This window comes from Martinezella sp. CNPSo 3795, assembly GCF_057784475.1.
Window position 1 is genome coordinate 151749 of sequence record NZ_JBXSOQ010000012.1, and the last position, 18407, is coordinate 170155.

Annotated in this window: 20 protein-coding genes; 5 read left to right on the top strand and 15 right to left on the bottom strand. The window is 61.5% G+C overall.

Translation table 11 applies throughout. The annotated features are described in order from the left end of the window. The 10 genes from sucD to sdhC form a co-directional block, all read right to left on the bottom strand. Complete coding sequence (gene sucD / locus AC13QY_RS26620; protein ID WP_095432963.1) at positions 1 to 903, bottom strand: succinate--CoA ligase subunit alpha; 903 nt, start codon at positions 901 to 903, stop codon at positions 1 to 3. 12 nt (positions 904 to 915) lie between these two features. Further along, on the bottom strand, positions 916 to 1407 hold the full coding sequence (locus AC13QY_RS26625) for a DUF1579 family protein (protein ID WP_269244538.1): 492 nt from the start codon (positions 1405 to 1407) through the stop codon (positions 916 to 918). A 5-nt stretch (positions 1408 to 1412) separates the two neighbouring features. After that, complete coding sequence (gene sucC, locus AC13QY_RS26630; protein ID WP_488494243.1) at positions 1413 to 2606, bottom strand: ADP-forming succinate--CoA ligase subunit beta; 1194 nt, start codon at positions 2604 to 2606, stop codon at positions 1413 to 1415. A 27-nt stretch (positions 2607 to 2633) separates the two neighbouring features. Next, the gene (gene mdh, locus AC13QY_RS26635; RefSeq protein WP_488494244.1) at positions 2634 to 3596 is read right to left on the bottom strand and encodes a malate dehydrogenase; all 963 of its coding nucleotides are present in this window, start codon (positions 3594 to 3596) and stop codon (positions 2634 to 2636) included. Between the two features lie 180 nt (positions 3597 to 3776). After that, positions 3777 to 4940: a cell division protein ZapE gene (zapE, locus tag AC13QY_RS26640; protein ID WP_488494245.1), complete on the bottom strand. Its 1164-nt coding sequence runs from the start codon at positions 4938 to 4940 to the stop codon at positions 3777 to 3779. A 65-nt stretch (positions 4941 to 5005) separates the two neighbouring features. Next, a complete protein-coding gene (locus tag AC13QY_RS26645) occupies positions 5006 to 5533 on the bottom strand; it encodes a protease inhibitor Inh/omp19 family protein (RefSeq protein ID WP_069613433.1) in 528 nt (175 codons plus the stop codon). A 359-nt stretch (positions 5534 to 5892) separates the two neighbouring features. Beyond that, positions 5893 to 6672, bottom strand: a complete 780-nt coding sequence (locus AC13QY_RS26650; protein ID WP_075853671.1) for a succinate dehydrogenase iron-sulfur subunit — start codon at positions 6670 to 6672, stop codon at positions 5893 to 5895. 17 nt (positions 6673 to 6689) lie between these two features. After that, positions 6690 to 8546: a succinate dehydrogenase flavoprotein subunit gene (gene sdhA, locus AC13QY_RS26655; protein WP_112341366.1), complete on the bottom strand. Its 1857-nt coding sequence runs from the start codon at positions 8544 to 8546 to the stop codon at positions 6690 to 6692. Between the two features lie 7 nt (positions 8547 to 8553). After that, complete coding sequence (gene sdhD, locus AC13QY_RS26660) at positions 8554 to 8934, bottom strand: succinate dehydrogenase, hydrophobic membrane anchor protein (protein ID WP_113330705.1); 381 nt, start codon at positions 8932 to 8934, stop codon at positions 8554 to 8556. 65 nt (positions 8935 to 8999) lie between these two features. Next, positions 9000 to 9398 (bottom strand): succinate dehydrogenase, cytochrome b556 subunit, encoded by a 399-nt coding sequence (sdhC, locus tag AC13QY_RS26665; protein WP_069613380.1) that lies wholly within the window; start codon positions 9396 to 9398, stop codon positions 9000 to 9002. Between the two features lie 302 nt (positions 9399 to 9700). Between sdhC and AC13QY_RS26670 the strand changes: the two genes are divergently transcribed. Next, positions 9701 to 10096: a hypothetical protein gene (locus AC13QY_RS26670; protein WP_488494246.1), complete on the top strand. Its 396-nt coding sequence runs from the start codon at positions 9701 to 9703 to the stop codon at positions 10094 to 10096. 6 nt (positions 10097 to 10102) lie between these two features. Here AC13QY_RS26670 and AC13QY_RS26675 read toward each other — a convergent pair whose 3' ends face one another. From AC13QY_RS26675 to tsaD, 5 genes are read right to left on the bottom strand one after another with little or no spacing between them, the layout of a single operon-like run. Further along, positions 10103 to 10753, bottom strand: a complete 651-nt coding sequence (locus AC13QY_RS26675) for a class I SAM-dependent methyltransferase (RefSeq protein ID WP_113330707.1) — start codon at positions 10751 to 10753, stop codon at positions 10103 to 10105. Positions 10754 to 10783: 30 nt separating this feature from the next. Beyond that, positions 10784 to 11215 carry an EVE domain-containing protein gene (locus AC13QY_RS26680; RefSeq protein WP_113330708.1) on the bottom strand — a complete coding sequence of 144 codons (432 nt, stop codon included), beginning with the start codon at positions 11213 to 11215 and terminating at the stop codon, positions 10784 to 10786. 3 nt (positions 11216 to 11218) lie between these two features. Continuing rightward, the gene (locus tag AC13QY_RS26685) at positions 11219 to 11512 is read right to left on the bottom strand and encodes a YciI-like protein (protein ID WP_488494247.1); all 294 of its coding nucleotides are present in this window, start codon (positions 11510 to 11512) and stop codon (positions 11219 to 11221) included. Positions 11513 to 11553: 41 nt separating this feature from the next. Further along, the gene (locus AC13QY_RS26690; RefSeq protein ID WP_488494248.1) at positions 11554 to 12543 is read right to left on the bottom strand and encodes an NAD(P)H-dependent glycerol-3-phosphate dehydrogenase; all 990 of its coding nucleotides are present in this window, start codon (positions 12541 to 12543) and stop codon (positions 11554 to 11556) included. After that, entirely contained in the window at positions 12540 to 13637 is a 1098-nt protein-coding gene (tsaD, locus tag AC13QY_RS26695; protein WP_145636079.1) for a tRNA (adenosine(37)-N6)-threonylcarbamoyltransferase complex transferase subunit TsaD, read from the bottom strand. The genes AC13QY_RS26690 and tsaD overlap by 4 nt, the downstream gene beginning before the upstream one ends. 84 nt (positions 13638 to 13721) lie before the next feature. Here tsaD and hemC point away from each other — a divergent pair, with 84 nt between their 5' ends. The 4 genes from hemC to AC13QY_RS26715 all read left to right on the top strand — a co-directional run bounded on the left by hemC (position 13722) and on the right by AC13QY_RS26715 (position 18370). Beyond that, complete coding sequence (hemC, locus tag AC13QY_RS26700) at positions 13722 to 14651, top strand: hydroxymethylbilane synthase (protein ID WP_145636077.1); 930 nt, start codon at positions 13722 to 13724, stop codon at positions 14649 to 14651. Between the two features lie 6 nt (positions 14652 to 14657). Then, the gene (locus AC13QY_RS26705) at positions 14658 to 15386 is read left to right on the top strand and encodes a uroporphyrinogen-III synthase (RefSeq protein ID WP_488494249.1); all 729 of its coding nucleotides are present in this window, start codon (positions 14658 to 14660) and stop codon (positions 15384 to 15386) included. A gap of 80 nt (positions 15387 to 15466) precedes the next feature. Further along, positions 15467 to 16747, top strand: coding sequence for a COG4223 family protein (locus tag AC13QY_RS26710; RefSeq protein ID WP_488494250.1), 1281 nt, complete (start codon positions 15467 to 15469; stop codon positions 16745 to 16747). Between the two features lie 15 nt (positions 16748 to 16762). After that, complete coding sequence (locus AC13QY_RS26715) at positions 16763 to 18370, top strand: heme biosynthesis HemY N-terminal domain-containing protein (RefSeq protein WP_488494251.1); 1608 nt, start codon at positions 16763 to 16765, stop codon at positions 18368 to 18370. The last annotated feature ends 37 nt before the right edge of the window (positions 18371 to 18407 follow it).

Consider the following 18407-nt stretch of genomic DNA (forward strand, 5'->3'; position numbering starts at 1 on the left):
TCAGCCCTTCAGGACTTCCACCAGCGTCTTGCCGAGACGCGCCGGCGACGGCGACACGCGGATGCCTGCCGACTCCATCGCTGCAATCTTGTCCTCCGCGCCGCCCTTGCCGCCGGAGATGACGGCGCCGGCATGGCCCATCGTACGGCCGGGAGGTGCCGTGCGGCCGGCGATGAAGCCGACCATCGGCTTCTTGCGGCCCTTCTTGGCTTCGTCCTTGAGGAACTGTGCGGCGTCTTCTTCAGCCGAACCGCCGATTTCGCCGATCATGATGATCGACTTGGTTTCGTCGTCGGCGAGGAACATCTCGAGGACGTCGATGAATTCGGTACCCTTGACCGGATCGCCGCCGATGCCGACGGCCGTCGTCTGGCCGAGGCCTTCATTGGTGGTCTGGAACACAGCTTCGTAGGTCAGAGTGCCGGAACGCGAGAGAACGCCGACGGAGCCCTTCTTGAAGATGGAGCCTGGCATGATGCCGATCTTGCATTCGTTCGGGGTGAGAACGCCTGGGCAGTTCGGCCCGATCAGGCGCGACTTCGACTTGATCAGACGGTCCTTGACCTTGACCATGTCGGCGACCGGGATGCCTTCCGTGATGCAGACGATGAGCGGGATCTCGGCGTCGATCGCTTCGAGGATCGCGGCTGCGGCGCCTGCCGGCGGCACGTAGATGACCGAGGCGTTAGCGCCGGTCGCATCCTTGCCTTCGGCGACGGACTTGAAGATCGGCAGCTTTTCGCCGTCCTTGCCGGTCCAGGTTTCACCGCCCTTGGAAGGGTGGATGCCGCCGACCATCTTCGTGCCGTGATAGGCGAGCGCCTGTTCAGTGTGGAAAGTGCCGGTCTTGCCGGTCAGGCCCTGAACCAGAACCTTGGTGTCTTTGTTGATGAGAATAGACATGCGAGGCCTTTGTTACGAGAGGTTGGAAGACGCGGAGGCAACGCGACGGTACAAGCCGCTGACGACCTCCTGCCATGTATCGCTGCCGGCGGGCGAGAACGTGACGCCCATGCGGTAGCAGTCTTCATTTTCGAACTGGAAGAGAGTGCGCTGCTGACCGCGCGGCGAAACTCGGGTCAGGACAAGCTTGTCGTCGATCCATTCGCCGGAAGCCGGCGCGGCGGGCACAAAGCCCACCGTATCGAACTGATAGAGCTTATAGGCCTGATCCGCTCCGTCGAAGCCGAGAATATTCCGGGCTTCGAACGAGGTTTCGCCATCGCGCGTCTGCACGTAGCGCTGTTCGACGAAAAATCCGCCGAACAGACACTCGGCCGTGAGCCGCGCGGTTGCCGTGCCTTCCTTCGTCCAGACCGAGGCCGCGACATGCTCTTCCCCTTCCCAGGTGCCGGCAAAGGCACCGAGGCGAAGATGAGCAGCCGTTGGAGCGAGGGAAGCAGCCATCCCGATCAGCCCTTGACTGCCTTCACGATCTTCTGGGCGGCATCGTCCAGGTCATCTGCGGAGATGACGTTGAGACCGGATTCGTTGATGATCTTCTTGCCGAGCTCGACATTGGTGCCTTCGAGGCGAACGACGAGCGGAACCTTCAGACCGACTTCCTTGACGGCTGCGAGCACGCCTTCGGCAATGACGTCGCACTTCATGATGCCGCCGAAGATGTTGACCAGAATGCCCTGGACAGCCGGATCGGCGGTGATGATCTTGAAGGCGGCCGTGACCTTTTCCTTGGAAGCGCCGCCGCCGACATCGAGGAAGTTCGCCGGCTCAGCACCGTAGAGCTTGATGATGTCCATGGTCGCCATGGCGAGACCGGCGCCGTTGACCATGCAGCCGATGTTGCCGTCGAGCGCGACATAGGCGAGATCGTATTCGTGGGCCTGGATTTCCTTCTCGTCTTCTTCGGTCGTATCGCGCAGCGCGCGGATGTCTTCATGACGGAAGAGCGCGTTGCCGTCGAAGGAAACCTTGGCGTCGAGAACGCGAAGGCGGCCGTTGGTCATGACGATCAGCGGGTTGACTTCGAGGAGCGCCATGTCCTTCTCGACGAAGGCCTTGTAGAGGATCGGGAAGAGCTTGGCGGCATCTTCGCGGGCAGCGCCCTCAAGCTTCAGCGCGTCAGAAAGGGCAGCCGTGTTGGCAGTCGTCACACCCGTCGACGGGTCGATGGCGACGGTGATGATCTTTTCCGGCGTGTCATGCGCAACGGTCTCGATGTCCATGCCGCCTTCGGTCGAAACGACGAAAGCAACCTGACCGACGGAACGGTCGACGAGGATCGAGAGATAGAGTTCGCGGTCGATATCGGCGCCGTCTTCGATGTAGAGGCGGTTGACCTGCTTGCCGGCCGGGCCGGTCTGCTTGGTCACCAGCGTATTGCCGAGCATGTCCTTGGCGTTGGCGACAACGTCGTCAACGGACTTGGCGAGGCGAACGCCGCCCTTGGCGTCCGGACCGAGTTCCTTGAACTTGCCCTTGCCGCGGCCGCCAGCGTGAATCTGGCTCTTGACGACGTAAAGCGGGCCCGGAAGCTGCTTGGCAGCGGCGGCGGCTTCATCGGCGGAGAAGATGGCAACGCCGTCCGCGACGGGTGCGCCATAGCTCTTCAGCAGCGCCTTAGCCTGGTATTCATGAATGTTCATGGGTCTATCCCTGTTGGAAGGCGGAAATTACTTCAGCGACGGCGCGATCGTGGCGCAGGCTTCGCAAAGACCCGCAACGGCTGCGACCGACTTGTCGAAGGCATCCTTTTCAGCCTTGTTCAGGTCGATTTCGATGACGCGCTCGATGCCGCCGGCACCGATGACGGTGGGAACGCCGACATACATGTCCTTAACGCCATACTGGCCGTCGAGGTGAGCGGCGCAAGGCAGGACGCGCTTCTTGTCCTTGAGATAGGACTCGGCCATCGCGATGGCGGAAGCGGCCGGGGCGTAGTAAGCGGAACCGGTCTTGAGCAGGCCGACGATCTCGGCGCCGCCGTCACGGGTGCGCTGGATGATTTCTTCGAGGCGCTCGGCAGTCAGCCAGCCCATGTTGACGAGATCCGTCAGCGGGATGCCGGCAACGGTGGAGTAGCGGGCGAGCGGAACCATCGAGTCGCCGTGGCCGCCGAGAACGAAAGCCGTGACGTCTTCGACCGATACGTTGAATTCCTTGGCGAGGAAGAGGCGGAAGCGCGAGCTATCGAGCACGCCAGCCATGCCCACGACCTTGTTGGTCGGCAGGCCTGAGAATTTCTGCAGCGCCCAGACCATGGCGTCGAGCGGATTGGTGATGCAGATCACGAAAGCATTCGGGGCATACTTCTTGATGCCGGCGCCGACCTGTTCCATGACCTTGAGGTTGATGCCGAGAAGATCGTCGCGGCTCATGCCCGGCTTGCGGGGAACGCCTGCCGTGACGATGCAGACGTCAGCGCCTTCGATCGCGGAATAGTCGCTGGCGCCCGTGAGATTGGCGTCGAAGCCTTCAACCGGAGAAGACTGGGCAATGTCGAGACCCTTGCCCTGAGGAATGCCGTCCGCGATGTCGAACAGGACGATGTCGCCCAGTTCCTTCAGGCCGGCGAGATGCGCCAGCGTGCCACCAATCATGCCAGAACCAATAAGTGCGATCTTGTTGCGCGCCATTTCGGTGTATCCTTTGCGATCAAAATCCGTGGCGGGACACCGTGACAGGCATCCACAATAGCCGCCAATCGCATAGACCCAAAGGCCGAAATTGGCAATTGATTATTTTGAGATCAGGAATTTCAATCGGTTAGATCGAAAAATTCTTACGTAAACGTAAGACACTCTGTCACCGAATTGTTACTCGGCGGCACGCCTGGCCGGAGTCTGAGCCAGATATTCGGCGCTCCGCATCTCGAAAAGCCGCGATGCCGTGCGGTCGAATTCGAAGCCTTCTGTCCCCCGCCGCTCCTCGAGCAGATCTTCCGGCATGGCAGCCGCGGAGATGTAGAGACGGATATTATGATCGTAGAGCGTGTCGATCAGAATGATAAAACGCTTCGTCTGGTTGCGCTTGTCCGGCCCGAGCTTCGGCACGCGATCGAGGAAGATCGTATCGAACCGTTCGGCGATGGCGAGGAAATCGGCAGGCCCGAGCGGAGCGTCGCAGAGATCGGCGAAGGAAAAGCGCGCCATGCGGTCGACGGCCAGAGGCACATGGATGGAGCGCCCCTTCATCGGGATCTCCATCGGCTGCGCCTTGCGCCCATGCAACGCCTGCATCCAGGAGGCGTCCATCGCCATGTCGGTGCGCTGGTCCAGCGGCGTCAGATAGACGGGCTGACTGTTCAGCTTCTCCATGCGATAGTCGGTCGGCGAGTCCAGCGTCACCACATCGACATGCTTCTTGAGGAGATCGATGAAGGGCAGAAAGAGGCCGCGATTGAGCCCGTCGCGATAGAGATTATCGGGTTCGACATTCGAGGTGGCGATCAGCACGCAGCCGAGCGAGAACAGTTCGGAAAACAGCCGCGACAGGATCATCGCGTCGGCAATGTCGGTCACAGTGAATTCGTCGAAGCAAAGCAGTTCGGCTTCGGCATAGAGATCGGCGGCGACAGGTGGTATGGGATCGGCCTGCTTGGTCTCGCCATTCTTGAATTTCAGCCGCTGCGCCGCGATGCGATTGTGCACATCGGTCATGAACTCGAAGAAATGCGCCCGGCGTTTCTTCTGGCAGGGCGCCATCGAGAAGAACATGTCCATCAACATGGTCTTGCCGCGCCCGACGCTGCCGTGAATATAGAGGCCCTTGATCGTCTCGACCGACTTCTTGCGGGCAGCAAACATCCAGCCGAGCGCGCTGGATTTTGCGGCGGGCCGCTTGCGCTTGAGATCGGCAAGCACCCGGTCCAGCATTTTCGCCACATCCATCTGTGCCGAATCCACCTGAAGGGATCCGGACGCCGTCAGCGCCTTCAGCTGTTCGCAGACGCTGATCGAATAATCTGGCATGGGCTGCATGGGGAAATATCCGCCTGTGCAAAATAAGGGCGCACCCGAAGGATGCTGCCCCTTTTAAAATAAGCTTATCGGCTAAGGCTGAGCGGCTGGCCGGAGGCGGTCGAACCGTCAAAACGCGAATCGGCCGTCTTGTAGACCGTACCGATCGTCGAGCCGTCACGATTCTTCAGGAGAACCTGCTTGCCGGAGACTTCCCACGAGCCCATCGAGGTCAGTTCGCCCGCGCAACCGCGCGTACCGCCGCGTGAGCCGCTGCCAAGGTTGGTCAATGTCAGGAACATATCGCAGCTCGATCCGCCATTGCTCACCTTCCAGCTGCCGACCATCGATTCCTTCGTGACATCCATGGCCGAAGCCGCCATCGCCTGCTGCTGCGCCGGATTGGCTGCATTCGGTGCGCTCGCCGGCGCCGCCGGGAATTGCGAGCCGTTACCGGCGCCGGGAGGCGGAAGCTGGCTGGACTGGACGGAAGGAACAGGCTGAGCCTGCAGTGGTGCCGGAGACGAATAACTGTCGTTATTGTATGCCGTGCGCTGGCAACCGGCAAGCGACAGGCCAATCGCCGCAGCCGTCACTGCATATCTAAACTGCATCATCACACTCCTAAATGATTGTCCACCGCTGACATCGACAAAGTGATATTTAATGATGTCCGAATTATCGTATTTCACTTTGGTTAATCAAGTCGATACCGCCACAAATTGCCGAAGGCCATAGCTGGACAAGAATCGGGTGGTTTCAAGGCTAACCTGCTGAACCCCACTCAAAGACGCCCCGAACGGCAAATTTCGGCATCCTCTGTGATTCACAGCGCAATCGAATACCCATCCGGAGCCGGGTGATATCTGATGTCACCTGGACGATCATTCCGCCGCTTCGGCAAACCTGTCGAAGCGATATTCCCCATTTTCGATCAAAACCGCAGGCATTCTGATGGGAATGAAACGGCGGGTCAGACCCGCCGCTCGACCATCATCTTCTTGATTTCGGCGATCGCCTTGGCCGGATTCAGACCCTTCGGGCAGGTCTGGGCGCAGTTCATGATCGTGTGGCAGCGATAGAGGCGGAAGGGATCCTCGAGGTTGTCGAGGCGCTCGCCCTTGGCTTCGTCTCTGGAATCGATCAGCCAGCGATAGGCCTGCAGCAGAACGGCAGGGCCGAGATAACGGTCGCCGTTCCACCAGTAGCTCGGACAGGAGGTAGAGCAGCAGGCGCACAGGATGCATTCGTAGAGGCCGTCGAGCTTCAGGCGGTCTTCATGGCTCTGCTTCCATTCCTTGGCCGGCGGCGGCGAGACCGTCTTCAGCCAGGGCTCGATCGAGCGATGCTGGGCATAGAAGTTCGTCAGGTCAGGCACGAGATCCTTGACGACGGGCATGTGCGGCAGCGGATAGATCTTCACGGTGCCCTTGATCTCATCCAGACCCTTGGTGCAGGCCAGCGTGTTGGTGCCGTCGATGTTCATCGCGCAGGAGCCGCAAATGCCTTCGCGACAGGAGCGGCGCAGCGTCAGCGTCGGATCGATCTTGTTCTTGATGTAAAGCAGACCGTCGAGCACCATCGGGCCGCAATCGTCGACATCGATGTAATAGGTATCGATGCTCGGGTTCTGACCGTCATCCGGGCTCCAGCGATAGACGCGGAATTCGCGCGTGTTCTTGGCGCCGACCGGCTTCGGCCAGACCTTGCCTTCGCGCATCTGAGAGTTCTTGGGGAGAGCGAGTTCAACCATGGTCAGTTCCTCTCAGATCAATACACGCGTGCCTTCGGCTCGATCTTGTGCGGATCGATGCCTTCGGCGATCAGGTCGGTGTGAACCGGACGATAGTCGAGCTTCACGTCGCCTGCCTCGTTGACCCAGGCAAGCGTATGCTTGCGCCAGTTCTCGTCGTCGCGGCCGGCAAACTTGCCCTCGGTATAGTCCTCGCGGGCATGCGAGCCGCGGCTTTCCTTGCGAGCCTCGGCGCCGTAGATCGTCGTGATGGCGTTGGCCATCAGATTGTGCAGTTCCAGCGTTTCGACGAGGTCGGAATTCCAGATCAGCGAGCGGTCGGTGACCTTGATATCGGGCAATTCCTTCCAGATCTCCGACAGGCGGCGGCAGCCGGATTCCAGCGATTCCTGGGTGCGGAACACGGCGGCATCTTCCTGCATGGCGCGCTGCATCTTCTCGCGCAGTGCCGCCGTCGGCGTCGAGCCGCTGGCATGGCGCAGGCGGTCGAAGCGCTCCATGATCTTGTCGCAGGCGGCAACATTCACAGGCGGAACTGGGCTGTTGCGGTCGATGACCTGGCCGGCGCGGATGGCGGCGGCACGGCCGAAGACCACGAGGTCGATCAGCGAGTTGGAGCCGAGGCGATTGGCGCCGTGCACCGATGCGCAGCCGGCTTCGCCGACGGCCATCAGGCCCGGCAGCACGCGCTCGGGATTGCTGCTGTCGGCATTCAGCACTTCGCCCCAATAGTTCGTGGGAATGCCGCCCATATTGTAGTGAACGGTCGGCAGGACCGGGATCGGATCGCGGGTCACATCGACGCCAGCGAAGATGCGCGCGCTCTCGGAGATGCCCGGCAGGCGCTCGTGCAGCACGGCCGGATCGAGATGGTCGAGATGCAGGAAGATGTGATCCTTGTTCTTGCCGACGCCGCGGCCCTCGCGGATCTCAAGCGTCATGCAGCGCGAAACGACGTCACGCGAGGCAAGGTCCTTCGCCGACGGCGCATAGCGTTCCATGAAGCGCTCGCCCTCGGAATTGACGAGATAACCGCCTTCGCCGCGTGCGCCTTCGGTGATCAGGCAGCCCGAACCGTAGATACCGGTCGGATGGAACTGAACGAATTCCATATCCTGCAGCGGCAGGCCGGCGCGGGCCACCATGCCGCCACCGTCGCCGGTGCAGGTATGGGCGGAGGTCGCCGAGAAATAGGCGCGGCCATAGCCGCCGGTCGCCAGCACCACCATCTTGGCGGCGAAGCGATGGATCGTGCCGTCATCGAGGCACCAGGCGACGACGCCGGTGCAACGACTGCCGTCATCGGACATGATGAGGTCGAGTGCAAAATACTCGATGAAGAATTCCGCATTGTTGCGCAGCGACTGGCCGTAGAGCGTGTGCAGGATGGCGTGACCCGTACGGTCGGCAGCGGCACAGGTGCGCTGCACCGGCGGTCCCTCGCCGAAATTCTGCATGTGGCCGCCGAACGGGCGCTGATAGATCTTGCCTTCTTCGTTTCGCGAGAAGGGCACGCCGTAATGCTCGAGTTCGTAAACGGCCTTCGGCGCTTCCATGACCATGTACTGCATCGCGTCGACGTCGCCGAGCCAGTCGGAGCCCTTGACGGTGTCGTATAGATGCCACTGCCAGCTGTCCGGCGTCATGTTCTGCAGCGAGGCGGCAATGCCGCCCTGGGCTGCGACGGTGTGCGAACGGGTGGGGAAGACCTTGGTGATGCAGGCGGTGCGGAAGCCCTGTTCGGCCATGCCGAGCGTGGCGCGCAGACCCGCGCCACCGGCGCCGACGACGATCACGTCATAGGAGTGATCGATATACTTGTAGGCTTTCCCGTTCTGGGCAGGCCCATTCTGAGCGGATGAGTTCGGTGCCATGATGCAATTATCCTACGAACGCGATCTTCAGAATGGCGAAAAGACAGAGCCCCGCCACGACGATCGCGAAGAACGTGTTGAGCATGAGAAGGACGATCTTGGCGAATTCGCCATGAACATAGTCCTCGATGATGACCTGCATGCCGATCTTCATATGAATGAGGGCGGAGATCACCATCAGGGCGAAGATGACGGCGACGATCGGATTCGAGATCGCATGCACGACTTCAGCGTAGGGCGCGCCGGCATAGATCATCAGGAAGATGACGAAGAAGAGGAAAAGTGGAACATTGGCAACGGCGGTCAGGCGCTGGCGCCAGAAATGATCGGTACCTTCCTTGGCGGAACCGAGACCGCGGACTTTGCCCAGAGGAGTGCGCATATCCATGAGAAATATCCTTTAAAGCATGATCCCGAAATGTGCCCAGGCGCTTCCGGGAGCGATCATGCCAATCAACCCAGCCGGATGACGATGCCGATGATCCAGACCAGCGCGGTCAGACAGATCGAGCCGATGAGCGTGAACTTGGCCATCTTCGTCGAGACGGCGGGATCGAAACCATGCCCGAGATCCCAGATGAAATGACGAAAGCCACCCAGCATATGGTGCAGCAGCGCCCAGGTGTAGCCGAGCAGGATGATGCGGCCGATGATCGTACCCATGATCCAATTGACCAGATCGAAATAGCCCTGACCCGTCGCCGCGGCGATCAGCCACCAGGCGACCAGCAGCGTGCCGAAGTAGAGCGCGCCGCCGGTAATGCGGTGGACGATCGACATGACCATGGTGGGGATGGGTTTGTAGATTTGCAGATGCGGCGACAGAGGCCGGTTTTGTGTGACGTTCGCCATCAGAACCTCGCGGCGTTACGATACGCTTAGAACCCGGATATCCGGGGCAACGCGCGCGCGGGGATGCGCAGTGTGCGTTGCATCATTGCGACCATTAATCACACAGACGGCCATCGACAAGCACAATTGATGCCTGCATCGAATTTAATCGATTCGGATCGCTCTGCACTTTAGCGAGCATGCAGAGAAGAGCCTCCCATTCCGACCCATTTACCATTTCGGCAAGCCTGACATGGACTTCGCTGCGGTCTTCGGGCAATCTGCCGTTAAGATTTCATTAACGAACCGAAGCGGATCGAATCATGGCCCCGCATCTTTTCAAGGCAGCAGCGCTCGTTTTAGCGGCAGCCGCTCTTTGCTCGACGCCGACTTCGGCCGGCGACTATCGCCACTGGCACCATCACAACCGCTCCGGCATCGTGCGCCTCAACCAGATATCCCAACCGCAGGGTTCAGGGCAGCAACCCGCCCGGATCGTGATCATGGAACGACGCGATGCGGCAAGCGCCGGCAGCTATGCCGGTTCGGCCGATGTCTATCGGGCTGATGGCGGCACCTATGTTATCGGCTATGGCGGCTACAATCCCTATGCCCGGTCCGCTGCGGCGCAGCTGCGACCGAAGGCGAAGGTCATCGATGTCCGCTATGCCGGCAATCCATGCTCATACGAAGCGGGCGTCTGCGTCATCCGGCATTGATGATTCTCAATCGGCGAGAAACCGCCAGACCGTCGTTTTCTTGACTTCGCTGTCCTCAAGCGCCCGCGTCACCGGTACTTGGTAGGTCGCCTGCTCTTGCAGACGATCCTTGGGAAGATAGGCCCTGCCGGGATCGCCGACCAGAACCGTCTTCCCGTCGCCGGCCAAACGTCTTAACCAAGGAACGAGGCTCACGGCAAAATCGCGATCATAGAAGACATCGCCGGCGAGAATGACGCCCTCATCCACGGCCTGCCCGATCATATTGTCGCCGGAAAAATCCAGGGCCACACCGTTTTCAGCAGCATTGAGCCGGATCGCTGTGCCCGCCCACGGATCGATATCGACGGCCAGCACATGGGCCGCACCCGCTCGCTTGGCAGCAATCGCGACAAGTCCGGAGCCGCTGGCAAAATCCAGCACCGTTTTGCCGGCAACGATCTCCGGATGATCGAGTATATAGCGCGCCAAGCCCTGGCCGCCCGCCCAGGCAAAGGCCCAGAAGGGCGGCGGCAGGCCGATCTCTTCCAGCTCCTCTTCCGTCTTCAGCCACAACTCATGAGCCTCGCTTGCCAGATGCAGCCGGATTTCCGGCACATGCGGCGGCGCCATCAGGCTGGTATTGGCGTGGATGAAGCTTTCCGGATCGGTTTTCAATGAATCTCCCAACTGCCCAACAAGGAGGAATCAGGCCGGCGGGTTGTCCAGCCCGCCCATGCGGCAGACTTCCAGCCATTCATCATCCATCACCGGTTGCACCGAAAGCCGCATGGAGGTGACGAGCGCCATCTGCGCAAGCTTCGGATTGGCCTTGATGTCTTTGAGAGTCACGGGATTCGGCATGTCGCGGACGGCGCGGATGTCGACGCATTCCCAGCGCGGATCATCCTTTGCGGTCGAATCCGGATGCGCCAGCGCGCAGACCTCGACGATGCCGACGACCTCCAGCCCGTCATTGGAGTGATAAAAGAAACCCTTGTCACCGATCTGCATGGCCCGCATGTTGTTGCGGGCAAGATAGTTGCGCACGCCGGTCCATTCCGTTCCCTTGTCGCCGGCATCCTTCTGCTGCTGCCAGGACCAGGAGGACGGCTCGGATTTATAAAGCCAATGCGCCATCTCTCATGCCTCCGGCTTGTTGAAGACCCAGTTGAACGGCTTGATCTCGACGCTCTCGAACAGGCCGGCCTTCGTATAGGGATCCGCATCGGCAATCGCGACCGCCGCTTCGATGCTTTCCGCCTCGACGATCACGAGGCTGCCATTCGGCTTGCCTTCCGCGTCGAGGAACGGACCCGCCATCTTCAGCGTGCCCCCGGCATTAAGCTTATTCAGATGTTCCAAATGCGCCGGGCGCGTCTCCATGCGGACATTCAGGTGACCGGGCTTGTCCTTGCAGACAAAGGCAAACAGCATTGCTTGGCTCCTTCAGATATTCAGAAAATATTCCCCAGAAACTATTCCGTGGTGATCGGCCGTGTCATCAATTGCCCGATGGCTGCGCCTATGTCGAGTTTGCCGTCGATGATGGCGGACACCGCGTCGGTGATCGGCATGTCAACGCCGAGTTCGTGGGCAAGCCGCGCGGCAATGGATGCGGCATAGGCGCCTTCGACCAGCGTGCCGTGCGCCGGATCGACGGTGTCTCCCTGACCGAGCGCGATACCGAATCTGAGATTGCGGGATTGATGGCTGGTCGCCGTCAGCACGAGGTCGCCAAGGCCAGATAGGCCGCGGACGGTTTCCGCCTTGCCGCCCTTGGCCGCGACGAAGCGCGACATCTCGGCAAGGCCGCGGCTGATCAGCGCCGCACGGGCGGAATCGCCGATACCCCGGCCTTCGACGATACCGCAGGCAATCGCGAGGACATTCTTCAGCGCCCCCCCGAGCTGCACGCCGATACGGTCGTCCGAGGCGTAAAGACGGAAGGTCGGACCGGAAATCGCCTGTGCAAGCCGTTCCGCCACCGCCATGTCTGTAGCGGCGATCGCCATGGCAGTCGGCAGGCCTTTGGCGATGTCGGAGGCAAAGCCCGGCCCGGAGAGAACGGCGATGACATGCTCCGGCAGTTCGCGCTCCAGCATGTCGGTCAACAGATCGCCGGAAACCTTGTCGATACCCTTGGCGCAGGTGACGACGACGGCATCCTTGGCAAGATAAGGCCCATAATGTTTGGCAGCATCGGCCTGCGCCTGCGAAGGCATGGCAAAGAGGACGATGTCCGCATCGGAAACGGCATCCGCCTCGGCCGAGAACTTCAAAGAATCCGGAAGCGCAATCCCCGGCAGGACGGCATCATGTATGCGATCGGCTGCAAGATCCGCCATCAGGCCGGCTTTTCGCCCGACGAGGGTGACGTCGCTGCGGCCGGTCAATGCGATGACGGCAGCAAGCGCTGTGCCGAAAGCGCCGGCGCCGATGACTGCGATCCGCTCGTTGCCGCTCATGCCTTTGCTCCCCGTTTGCCGTGCCCGAGCAGAGTTTCCGCCTTCTGATCCAGTGGCCAGCGCGAGCGCGGCTGCACATCGAGATCATCAGGCGCCGCACCCGTCGCCATCCGCTCCAATCCAGCCCAGGCGATCATGACGGCATTGTCCGTACACAACCTCAATGGCGGCGCGATGAAACGGAAGCCATTGGCATCGCAAAGCTCCTGCAGCGTGCGGCGCAGCTCGAGATTGGCGGCGACACCGCCGGCCACGACAAGCGACGGCTGTTCCGCCGTCTTCGGAAACTCCGCCTTGAAGCGCTGCAGGCCGCGGCCGATCCGGTCCTTCAGCGTGCGCGAGATCGCCTTCTGGAAGGAGGCGCAGATATCGGCGATATCCTGCTCTGTGACAGGCGCGATCGCCGTCGCCGCCTGCCGCACCGCCGTCTTCAGGCCGGAAAAGGAAAAATCGAGGCGCGTCTCGCCGACCAGCGGCCGCGGAAGATCGAAACGGTCCGGATTGCCATTCTTGGCGGCTGCCTCTACGGCCGGGCCACCGGGATAGGGCAGTCCCAGAAGCTTCGCCGTTTTGTCGAAGGCTTCGCCGAGCGCATCGTCGATGGTCGTGCCCCAGCGCTCGTATTGGCCGACACCGCGCACCAGGATCAGCTGGGTATGGCCGCCGGAAACGAGCAGCATCAGGTATGGAAACGCAAGTCCGTCCGTCAGCCGCGCGGTCAGGGCATGGCCTTCCAGATGGTTGATGGCGTATAATGGTTTGCCTGTCGCACGTGAGATCGCCTTGCCGGTCATCAGGCCGACGAGCAGACCGCCGATGAGGCCTGGCCCGGAGGTGGCGGCAATGGCATCGACGTCTAAGAGCGACACATTGGCGCGTTTCAATGCTTCGTCGATCAGCGTATCGAGCGCCTCGACATGCGCACGCGCGGCAATTTCCGGCACGACGCCGCCATAGGCGCTATGCTCGTCCAATTGGCTGAGGACGACATCGGAACAGACATTGGGCGTGCCGTCATCCCGACGCTCGACAATGGCCGCGGCGGTTTCGTCGCAGCTTGTTTCGATGCCGAGAATACGAAGAACGGATGCCATGGAGAAAGTTCGTTGCCTACAGGTCGATTGCGATAAAGCGGAAATATGGTTACGGGAACTGTCGGTAACAACGGATCAAAGCGGATGCAAACAAAACCTTTCCGGATCGGCACGCGGGGCAGCCCGCTGGCGCTCGCCCAAGCGCGAGAAGCGCGCGACCGCCTGATGGCGGCCCATGGCCTTCCGGAGGAGATGTTCGAAATCGTCGTTCTCACCACCAAGGGCGACCGCATCACCGACCGGTCGCTGGCGGCAATCGGCGGCAAAGGCCTGTTCACCGAGGAACTGGAAGAAAAGCTGACGTCGGGCGAACTCGACTTCGCCGTGCACTCGGCCAAGGATATGGCGACGAAACTGCCCCAAGGCTTGGCGCTCACCGCCTATCTGCCGCGCGAAGATATCCGCGATTCTGTCATCGGCCGCACCGCGCCGAAACTAATCGAGCTACCGCACGGCGCCACCGTCGGCTCTGCGTCGCTGCGCCGCCAGGCACTGATCCGCCGTCTGCGCCCTGATATCAATGTCATCACCTTCCGCGGCTCCGTCCAGACGCGCCTGCGCAAGCTGGAAGAGGGGCAGGCCGACGCGACCTTGCTGGCGCTTGCCGGCCTGAAGCGGCTCGGCATGGTCGAGGTCATCACCGATATTCTCGACCCGGACGAATTCCCTCCAGCGCCCGCGCAAGGCGCGATCACAATCGAAAGCCGCATCGACGACGCGCGGATGAATGATCTGCTCGCCGCCGTCAATGACGCGCCGACCTTCGATGCCGTATCCTGCGAACGCGCCTTCCTGGCCGCACTCGACGGCTCCTGCCGCACGCCGATAGCCGGCTACGCAATTTGCGAAGGCGATCATCTGCGCTTCTTCGGCATGATCCTCACCCCGGATGGCAAGCAGGTACACACGACCACGATCGAGGGCCACCGCCGCGATGCCGAGGCGCTCGGAATCAATGCCGGCCAGGCGATCCGCGCCGAAGCCGGCAGCACCTTCTTCGAAGACTGGACCTGACAAAGGATGCGCGTCGTCGTCACCCGCCCTCAGCATTCGGGTGAGCGCACCATGCGGCGGCTGGCGCAGATGGGACATGAACCCCTGCTGCTGCCGCTGGCCAAACCTGTCCACGATGCCGAGGAGGCGAGACGAGCGCTCCTTGCCACGCAGGGCGCCGTCGCCGTTACCAGCGCCGAGGCGATCCGGGCGCTTTCGTTGTTGGATTCCGATCTTGCGCCTCATCTTGGTCGTCGCCTCTTTGCCGTGGGAAAGGCGACAGCCAAAGAAGCGGCTGATCTCGGATTCAGCAATATCGCCATATCCGAAGGCGGCGGCACAGAGCTTGCCGCCATGATCTCCGGCCATCCTTCAGGCCTGAACGACGGCCCCCTTCTCTATCTTGCGGGCTCTCCGCGAGCGGCTGGCTTCGAGGCAGGACTGGCTGAGCGATACCTGCCTTTCCTGACCATCGAATGCTACCGGATGCAGAATATCGTCCCAGACGACAACATTCTTCGCCGGCTTTTCGCCGACACCCGTGCGGACGCCGTACTGCTCTATTCCCAGGAGACGGCGAAACGCTTTTTCAGCCTGCCATTCGTTCGGCACAACCCCGGCATCCTTGCTGAAACACGATTTCTCTGCCTGAGCGAAACCATCGCCAGCGCAGTTCCGGAGCCGATGCGATCCCATGTCGATATTGCCGACATGCCGAATGAAGACCGGCTTATGGCGCTTCTGATCCACGCCTAAGGTCGCAATTTTGATGTAAGGCCTTTCCATAATCGCCTTGTCTGTCTAACTTCGTTGCAGCGCATGATAAAGAGGACCTCATGGTATCGCGAAAAACGCCTAACCATTCGAAGCCCAACGACGAACCGGTCACGATTGATCTGGAAGCCGAAAAAACTGCGCAGGACGCGGCTCCCGAAGATTTGACTGAGCGCAGCCATGGCGAGCTTGGCGGCTCCTCGGCTGATGAAGTGGAAATGCCGCTGGAAGCGGAGAAGGAGCCATTTCGCGAAGAAGCTCAGGAGTCGATCTTCGGCGCCACACCGCAAGAGCCGCAAACGGCCGCTGCGCAGCAGGCCGATCCTCCACCGTCCCATGCCGACCATCCGCCTCATACCGAGCGTCCGCCGTCGCGCGAGGGTTCGACATCAGGCCTTATCGCGGCCGGCATCACCGGCGGCCTGATCGCCCTCATTTGCGCCGGCGCCTTGCAATATGCGGGCTTCCTGCCTGGCGGCCGCACAGGCAAGGACAGCTCAACCGAGATCGCCGCACTGAATGCGGAGATCGACGGTCTCAAGCAGAGCATCGCCAATCTCGCCGCCGCACCAGCCGCAAAGCCGGACGAAGCACTGACGGCCCGCGTTGCCGCACTCGAGGCGAGCGCTGCCAGCGGCGCTTCGGCAAATGGCTCGGCTGGCATCCCAAATCCCGCCTCCGACCAGAAGATCGCTTCGCTCACCAGCGAGGTGGAGCAGCTGAAATCGGATCTCAGCAAGGCAACGCAGAGCCAGGCAACCTCAGATGCCGAAGTCAGCAAGCGTCTTGACGACGCTGAAAAGAAGTTGAGCGGACCCAGCCAGGAAAGCGCGGTTGCCCGCGCCATCGCAGCTGCGGCGTTGAAGGCGGCAATCGACCGCGGCGGCCCCTTCCAGCCTGAGCTCGACACCTTTGCCAATGTTGCGCCGGACGATCCAGCCGTTGCCGATCTCAAGAATTTCGCCCAGACCGGTGTGCCCTCCCGCGCCGACCTGATCCGCCAGGTTTCCGATGTCGCGACCGCAATCGTCGCCACCGCGCAGACCGACGATCCGAACCAGAGCTGGAGCAGCCGGCTGATGTCGGGAGCGAAATCGCTGGTGCAGGTCCGCCCCGTCGGCAATGTGCCCGGCGACAGCATCGATGCCATCGCCGCGCGTTTCGAGGACAAGGTCAGGAACGGCGATCTGCCGGGCGCGGTGACCGAGTGGAACAGCCTGCCCGATGCCGGAAAATCCGCATCGGCCGCCTTCAAGCAATCCCTGGAAGCCCGCATCCGCGTTGAGGACCTGGTAAGCGATGCCCTGTCGAAGGCGATCGCCAATACCGGGAAACAGAACTAAGGACGGAGTGTAGCAATGATCAGACTGCTTATCTTCGCCATTCTCGTTCTGGCTCTCGGCTATGGCTTTTCGTGGCTCGCGGATCGCCCCGGCGATCTCTCGCTGGTTTGGGAAGGGCAGCTTTACCAGACGAAACTGATCGTGGCCGCCGCGATCCTGATTGCGATCGTGGCCGCCGTCATGATCGTCTGGTGGCTCGTGCGGTTGATCTGGACTTCGCCCTATTCCGTTACTCGCTATTTCCGCGCCCGCAAGCGCGATCGCGGCTATCAAGCGTTGTCGACGGGCCTGATCGCCGCCGGTGCCGGCAATTCGCTGCTCGCCCGCAAGATGGCGGCGCGCAGCCGTGGCCTCATCCGCGCCGATCAGGAGCCGCTCATCAACCTGCTTGAAGCCCAGGCTGCCCTGATCGAAGGCAAGCATGACGAGGCCCGTCAGAAGTTCGAACAGATGGCCAATGATCCGGAAACGCGCGAGCTTGGCCTGCGCGGCCTCTATCTCGAAGCCAAGCGCCTCGGCGCGCATGAAGCGGCGCGGCAATATGCCGAAAAGGCCGCCGATCAGGCGCCCTACCTGCCATGGGCGGCGCAGGCGACGTTGGAATATCGCAGCCAGGCCGGCCGCTGGGATGATGCCATCAAGCTGCTGGACCAGCAGAAAGTCGCTCATGTCGTCGACAAGGCCACGGCCAACCGTCAACGCGCCGTGCTGCTGACGGCCCGCGCCAACGACAAGCTGGAGAGCGATCCGACAGGCGCGCGCGACGATGCTTTGGCGGCGTTGAAGCTTGTGGACGATTTCGTGCCCGCAGCGCTGATCGCGGCCAAGGCCTTGTTCCATGAAGACAAGGTGCGCAAGGCTGCCTCCATCCTCGAGCAGGTCTGGAAGGCGCAGCCGCATCCCGAAGTCGGCAGGGCATATGTGCGAGCTCGCAGTGGCGATTCCGTTCTTGACCGTTTGAAGCGCGCCGAGCGGCTGGAGGCGATCCGCCCGAACAATGTCGAAGCTCTGCTGTTGACCGCAAAGGCGGCGATGGATGCCGGCGATTTTGCCAAGGCTCGTGCCAAGGCAGAAGCAGCCGCAAGGATCGATGCGCGCGAAGGCGCTTTCCTGCTTCGTGCCGACATCGAAGAGGCCGAAACCGGTGATCAGGGCCGCATCCGCCACTGGATGGCGCAGGCGCTGCGCGCGCCACGCGATCCGGCCTGGGTTGCCGATGGCTTCGTCTCGGAAAAATGGCTGCCGCTGTCGCCGATCACGGGCCGTCTCGATGCCTTCGAATGGAAGGCGCCTTTCGGCCAGATCGATGGGCCGGTGGAAGAAGGCTCCACGGTGTCGGTCGATGCGGCGTTGAAATCGCTGCCGCCGGTGCGCGAGGCCGCCACCGCAACCACGGCGGCAAAGCCAAGTTCACCGAAAGTTGCATCGCCGGCCGCCGATACCTATGTCATGGAATTGGAACCTGCCGTGGTGAAACCCGCTTCAAGCCCCTCCGAGGCCGCGCCAAAGCCGGTGCAGCAAGGTGAGGAACCCCGGCCCTTCTTCGGTGGTGCGCCTGATGATCCGGGCGTGAAGGATCATAAGCTTGAACCGGAACCCAAGACGCGGCTCAAGCTGTTTTAGAGCAATTCCGGCAAAACTGCGCGGCGGTTTTACGTCC

Excerpts from the sequence above, each read along its gene's own strand:
- sucD (WP_095432963.1), bottom strand. The coding sequence starts at position 903 with ATGTCTATTCTCATCAACAAAGACACCAAGGTTCTGGTTCAGGGCCTG.
- AC13QY_RS26625 (WP_269244538.1), bottom strand. The coding sequence starts at position 1,407 with ATGGCTGCTTCCCTCGCTCCAACGGCTGCTCATCTTCGCCTCGGTGCC.
- sucC (WP_488494243.1), bottom strand. The coding sequence starts at position 2,606 with ATGAACATTCATGAATACCAGGCTAAGGCGCTGCTGAAGAGCTATGGC.
- mdh (WP_488494244.1), bottom strand. The coding sequence starts at position 3,596 with ATGGCGCGCAACAAGATCGCACTTATTGGTTCTGGCATGATTGGTGGC.
- zapE (WP_488494245.1), bottom strand. The coding sequence starts at position 4,940 with ATGCAGCCCATGCCAGATTATTCGATCAGCGTCTGCGAACAGCTGAAG.
- AC13QY_RS26645 (WP_069613433.1), bottom strand. The coding sequence starts at position 5,533 with ATGCAGTTTAGATATGCAGTGACGGCTGCGGCGATTGGCCTGTCGCTT.
- AC13QY_RS26650 (WP_075853671.1), bottom strand. The coding sequence starts at position 6,672 with ATGGTTGAACTCGCTCTCCCCAAGAACTCTCAGATGCGCGAAGGCAAG.
- sdhA (WP_112341366.1), bottom strand. The coding sequence starts at position 8,546 with ATGGCACCGAACTCATCCGCTCAGAATGGGCCTGCCCAGAACGGGAAA.
- sdhD (WP_113330705.1), bottom strand. The coding sequence starts at position 8,934 with ATGGATATGCGCACTCCTCTGGGCAAAGTCCGCGGTCTCGGTTCCGCC.
- sdhC (WP_069613380.1), bottom strand. The coding sequence starts at position 9,398 with ATGGCGAACGTCACACAAAACCGGCCTCTGTCGCCGCATCTGCAAATC.
- AC13QY_RS26670 (WP_488494246.1), top strand. The coding sequence starts at position 9,701 with ATGGCCCCGCATCTTTTCAAGGCAGCAGCGCTCGTTTTAGCGGCAGCC.
- AC13QY_RS26680 (WP_113330708.1), bottom strand. The coding sequence starts at position 11,215 with ATGGCGCATTGGCTTTATAAATCCGAGCCGTCCTCCTGGTCCTGGCAG.
- AC13QY_RS26685 (WP_488494247.1), bottom strand. The coding sequence starts at position 11,512 with ATGCTGTTTGCCTTTGTCTGCAAGGACAAGCCCGGTCACCTGAATGTC.
- AC13QY_RS26690 (WP_488494248.1), bottom strand. The coding sequence starts at position 12,543 with ATGAGCGGCAACGAGCGGATCGCAGTCATCGGCGCCGGCGCTTTCGGC.
- tsaD (WP_145636079.1), bottom strand. The coding sequence starts at position 13,637 with ATGGCATCCGTTCTTCGTATTCTCGGCATCGAAACAAGCTGCGACGAA.
- hemC (WP_145636077.1), top strand. The coding sequence starts at position 13,722 with ATGCAAACAAAACCTTTCCGGATCGGCACGCGGGGCAGCCCGCTGGCG.
- AC13QY_RS26705 (WP_488494249.1), top strand. The coding sequence starts at position 14,658 with ATGCGCGTCGTCGTCACCCGCCCTCAGCATTCGGGTGAGCGCACCATG.
- AC13QY_RS26710 (WP_488494250.1), top strand. The coding sequence starts at position 15,467 with ATGGTATCGCGAAAAACGCCTAACCATTCGAAGCCCAACGACGAACCG.
- AC13QY_RS26715 (WP_488494251.1), top strand. The coding sequence starts at position 16,763 with ATGATCAGACTGCTTATCTTCGCCATTCTCGTTCTGGCTCTCGGCTAT.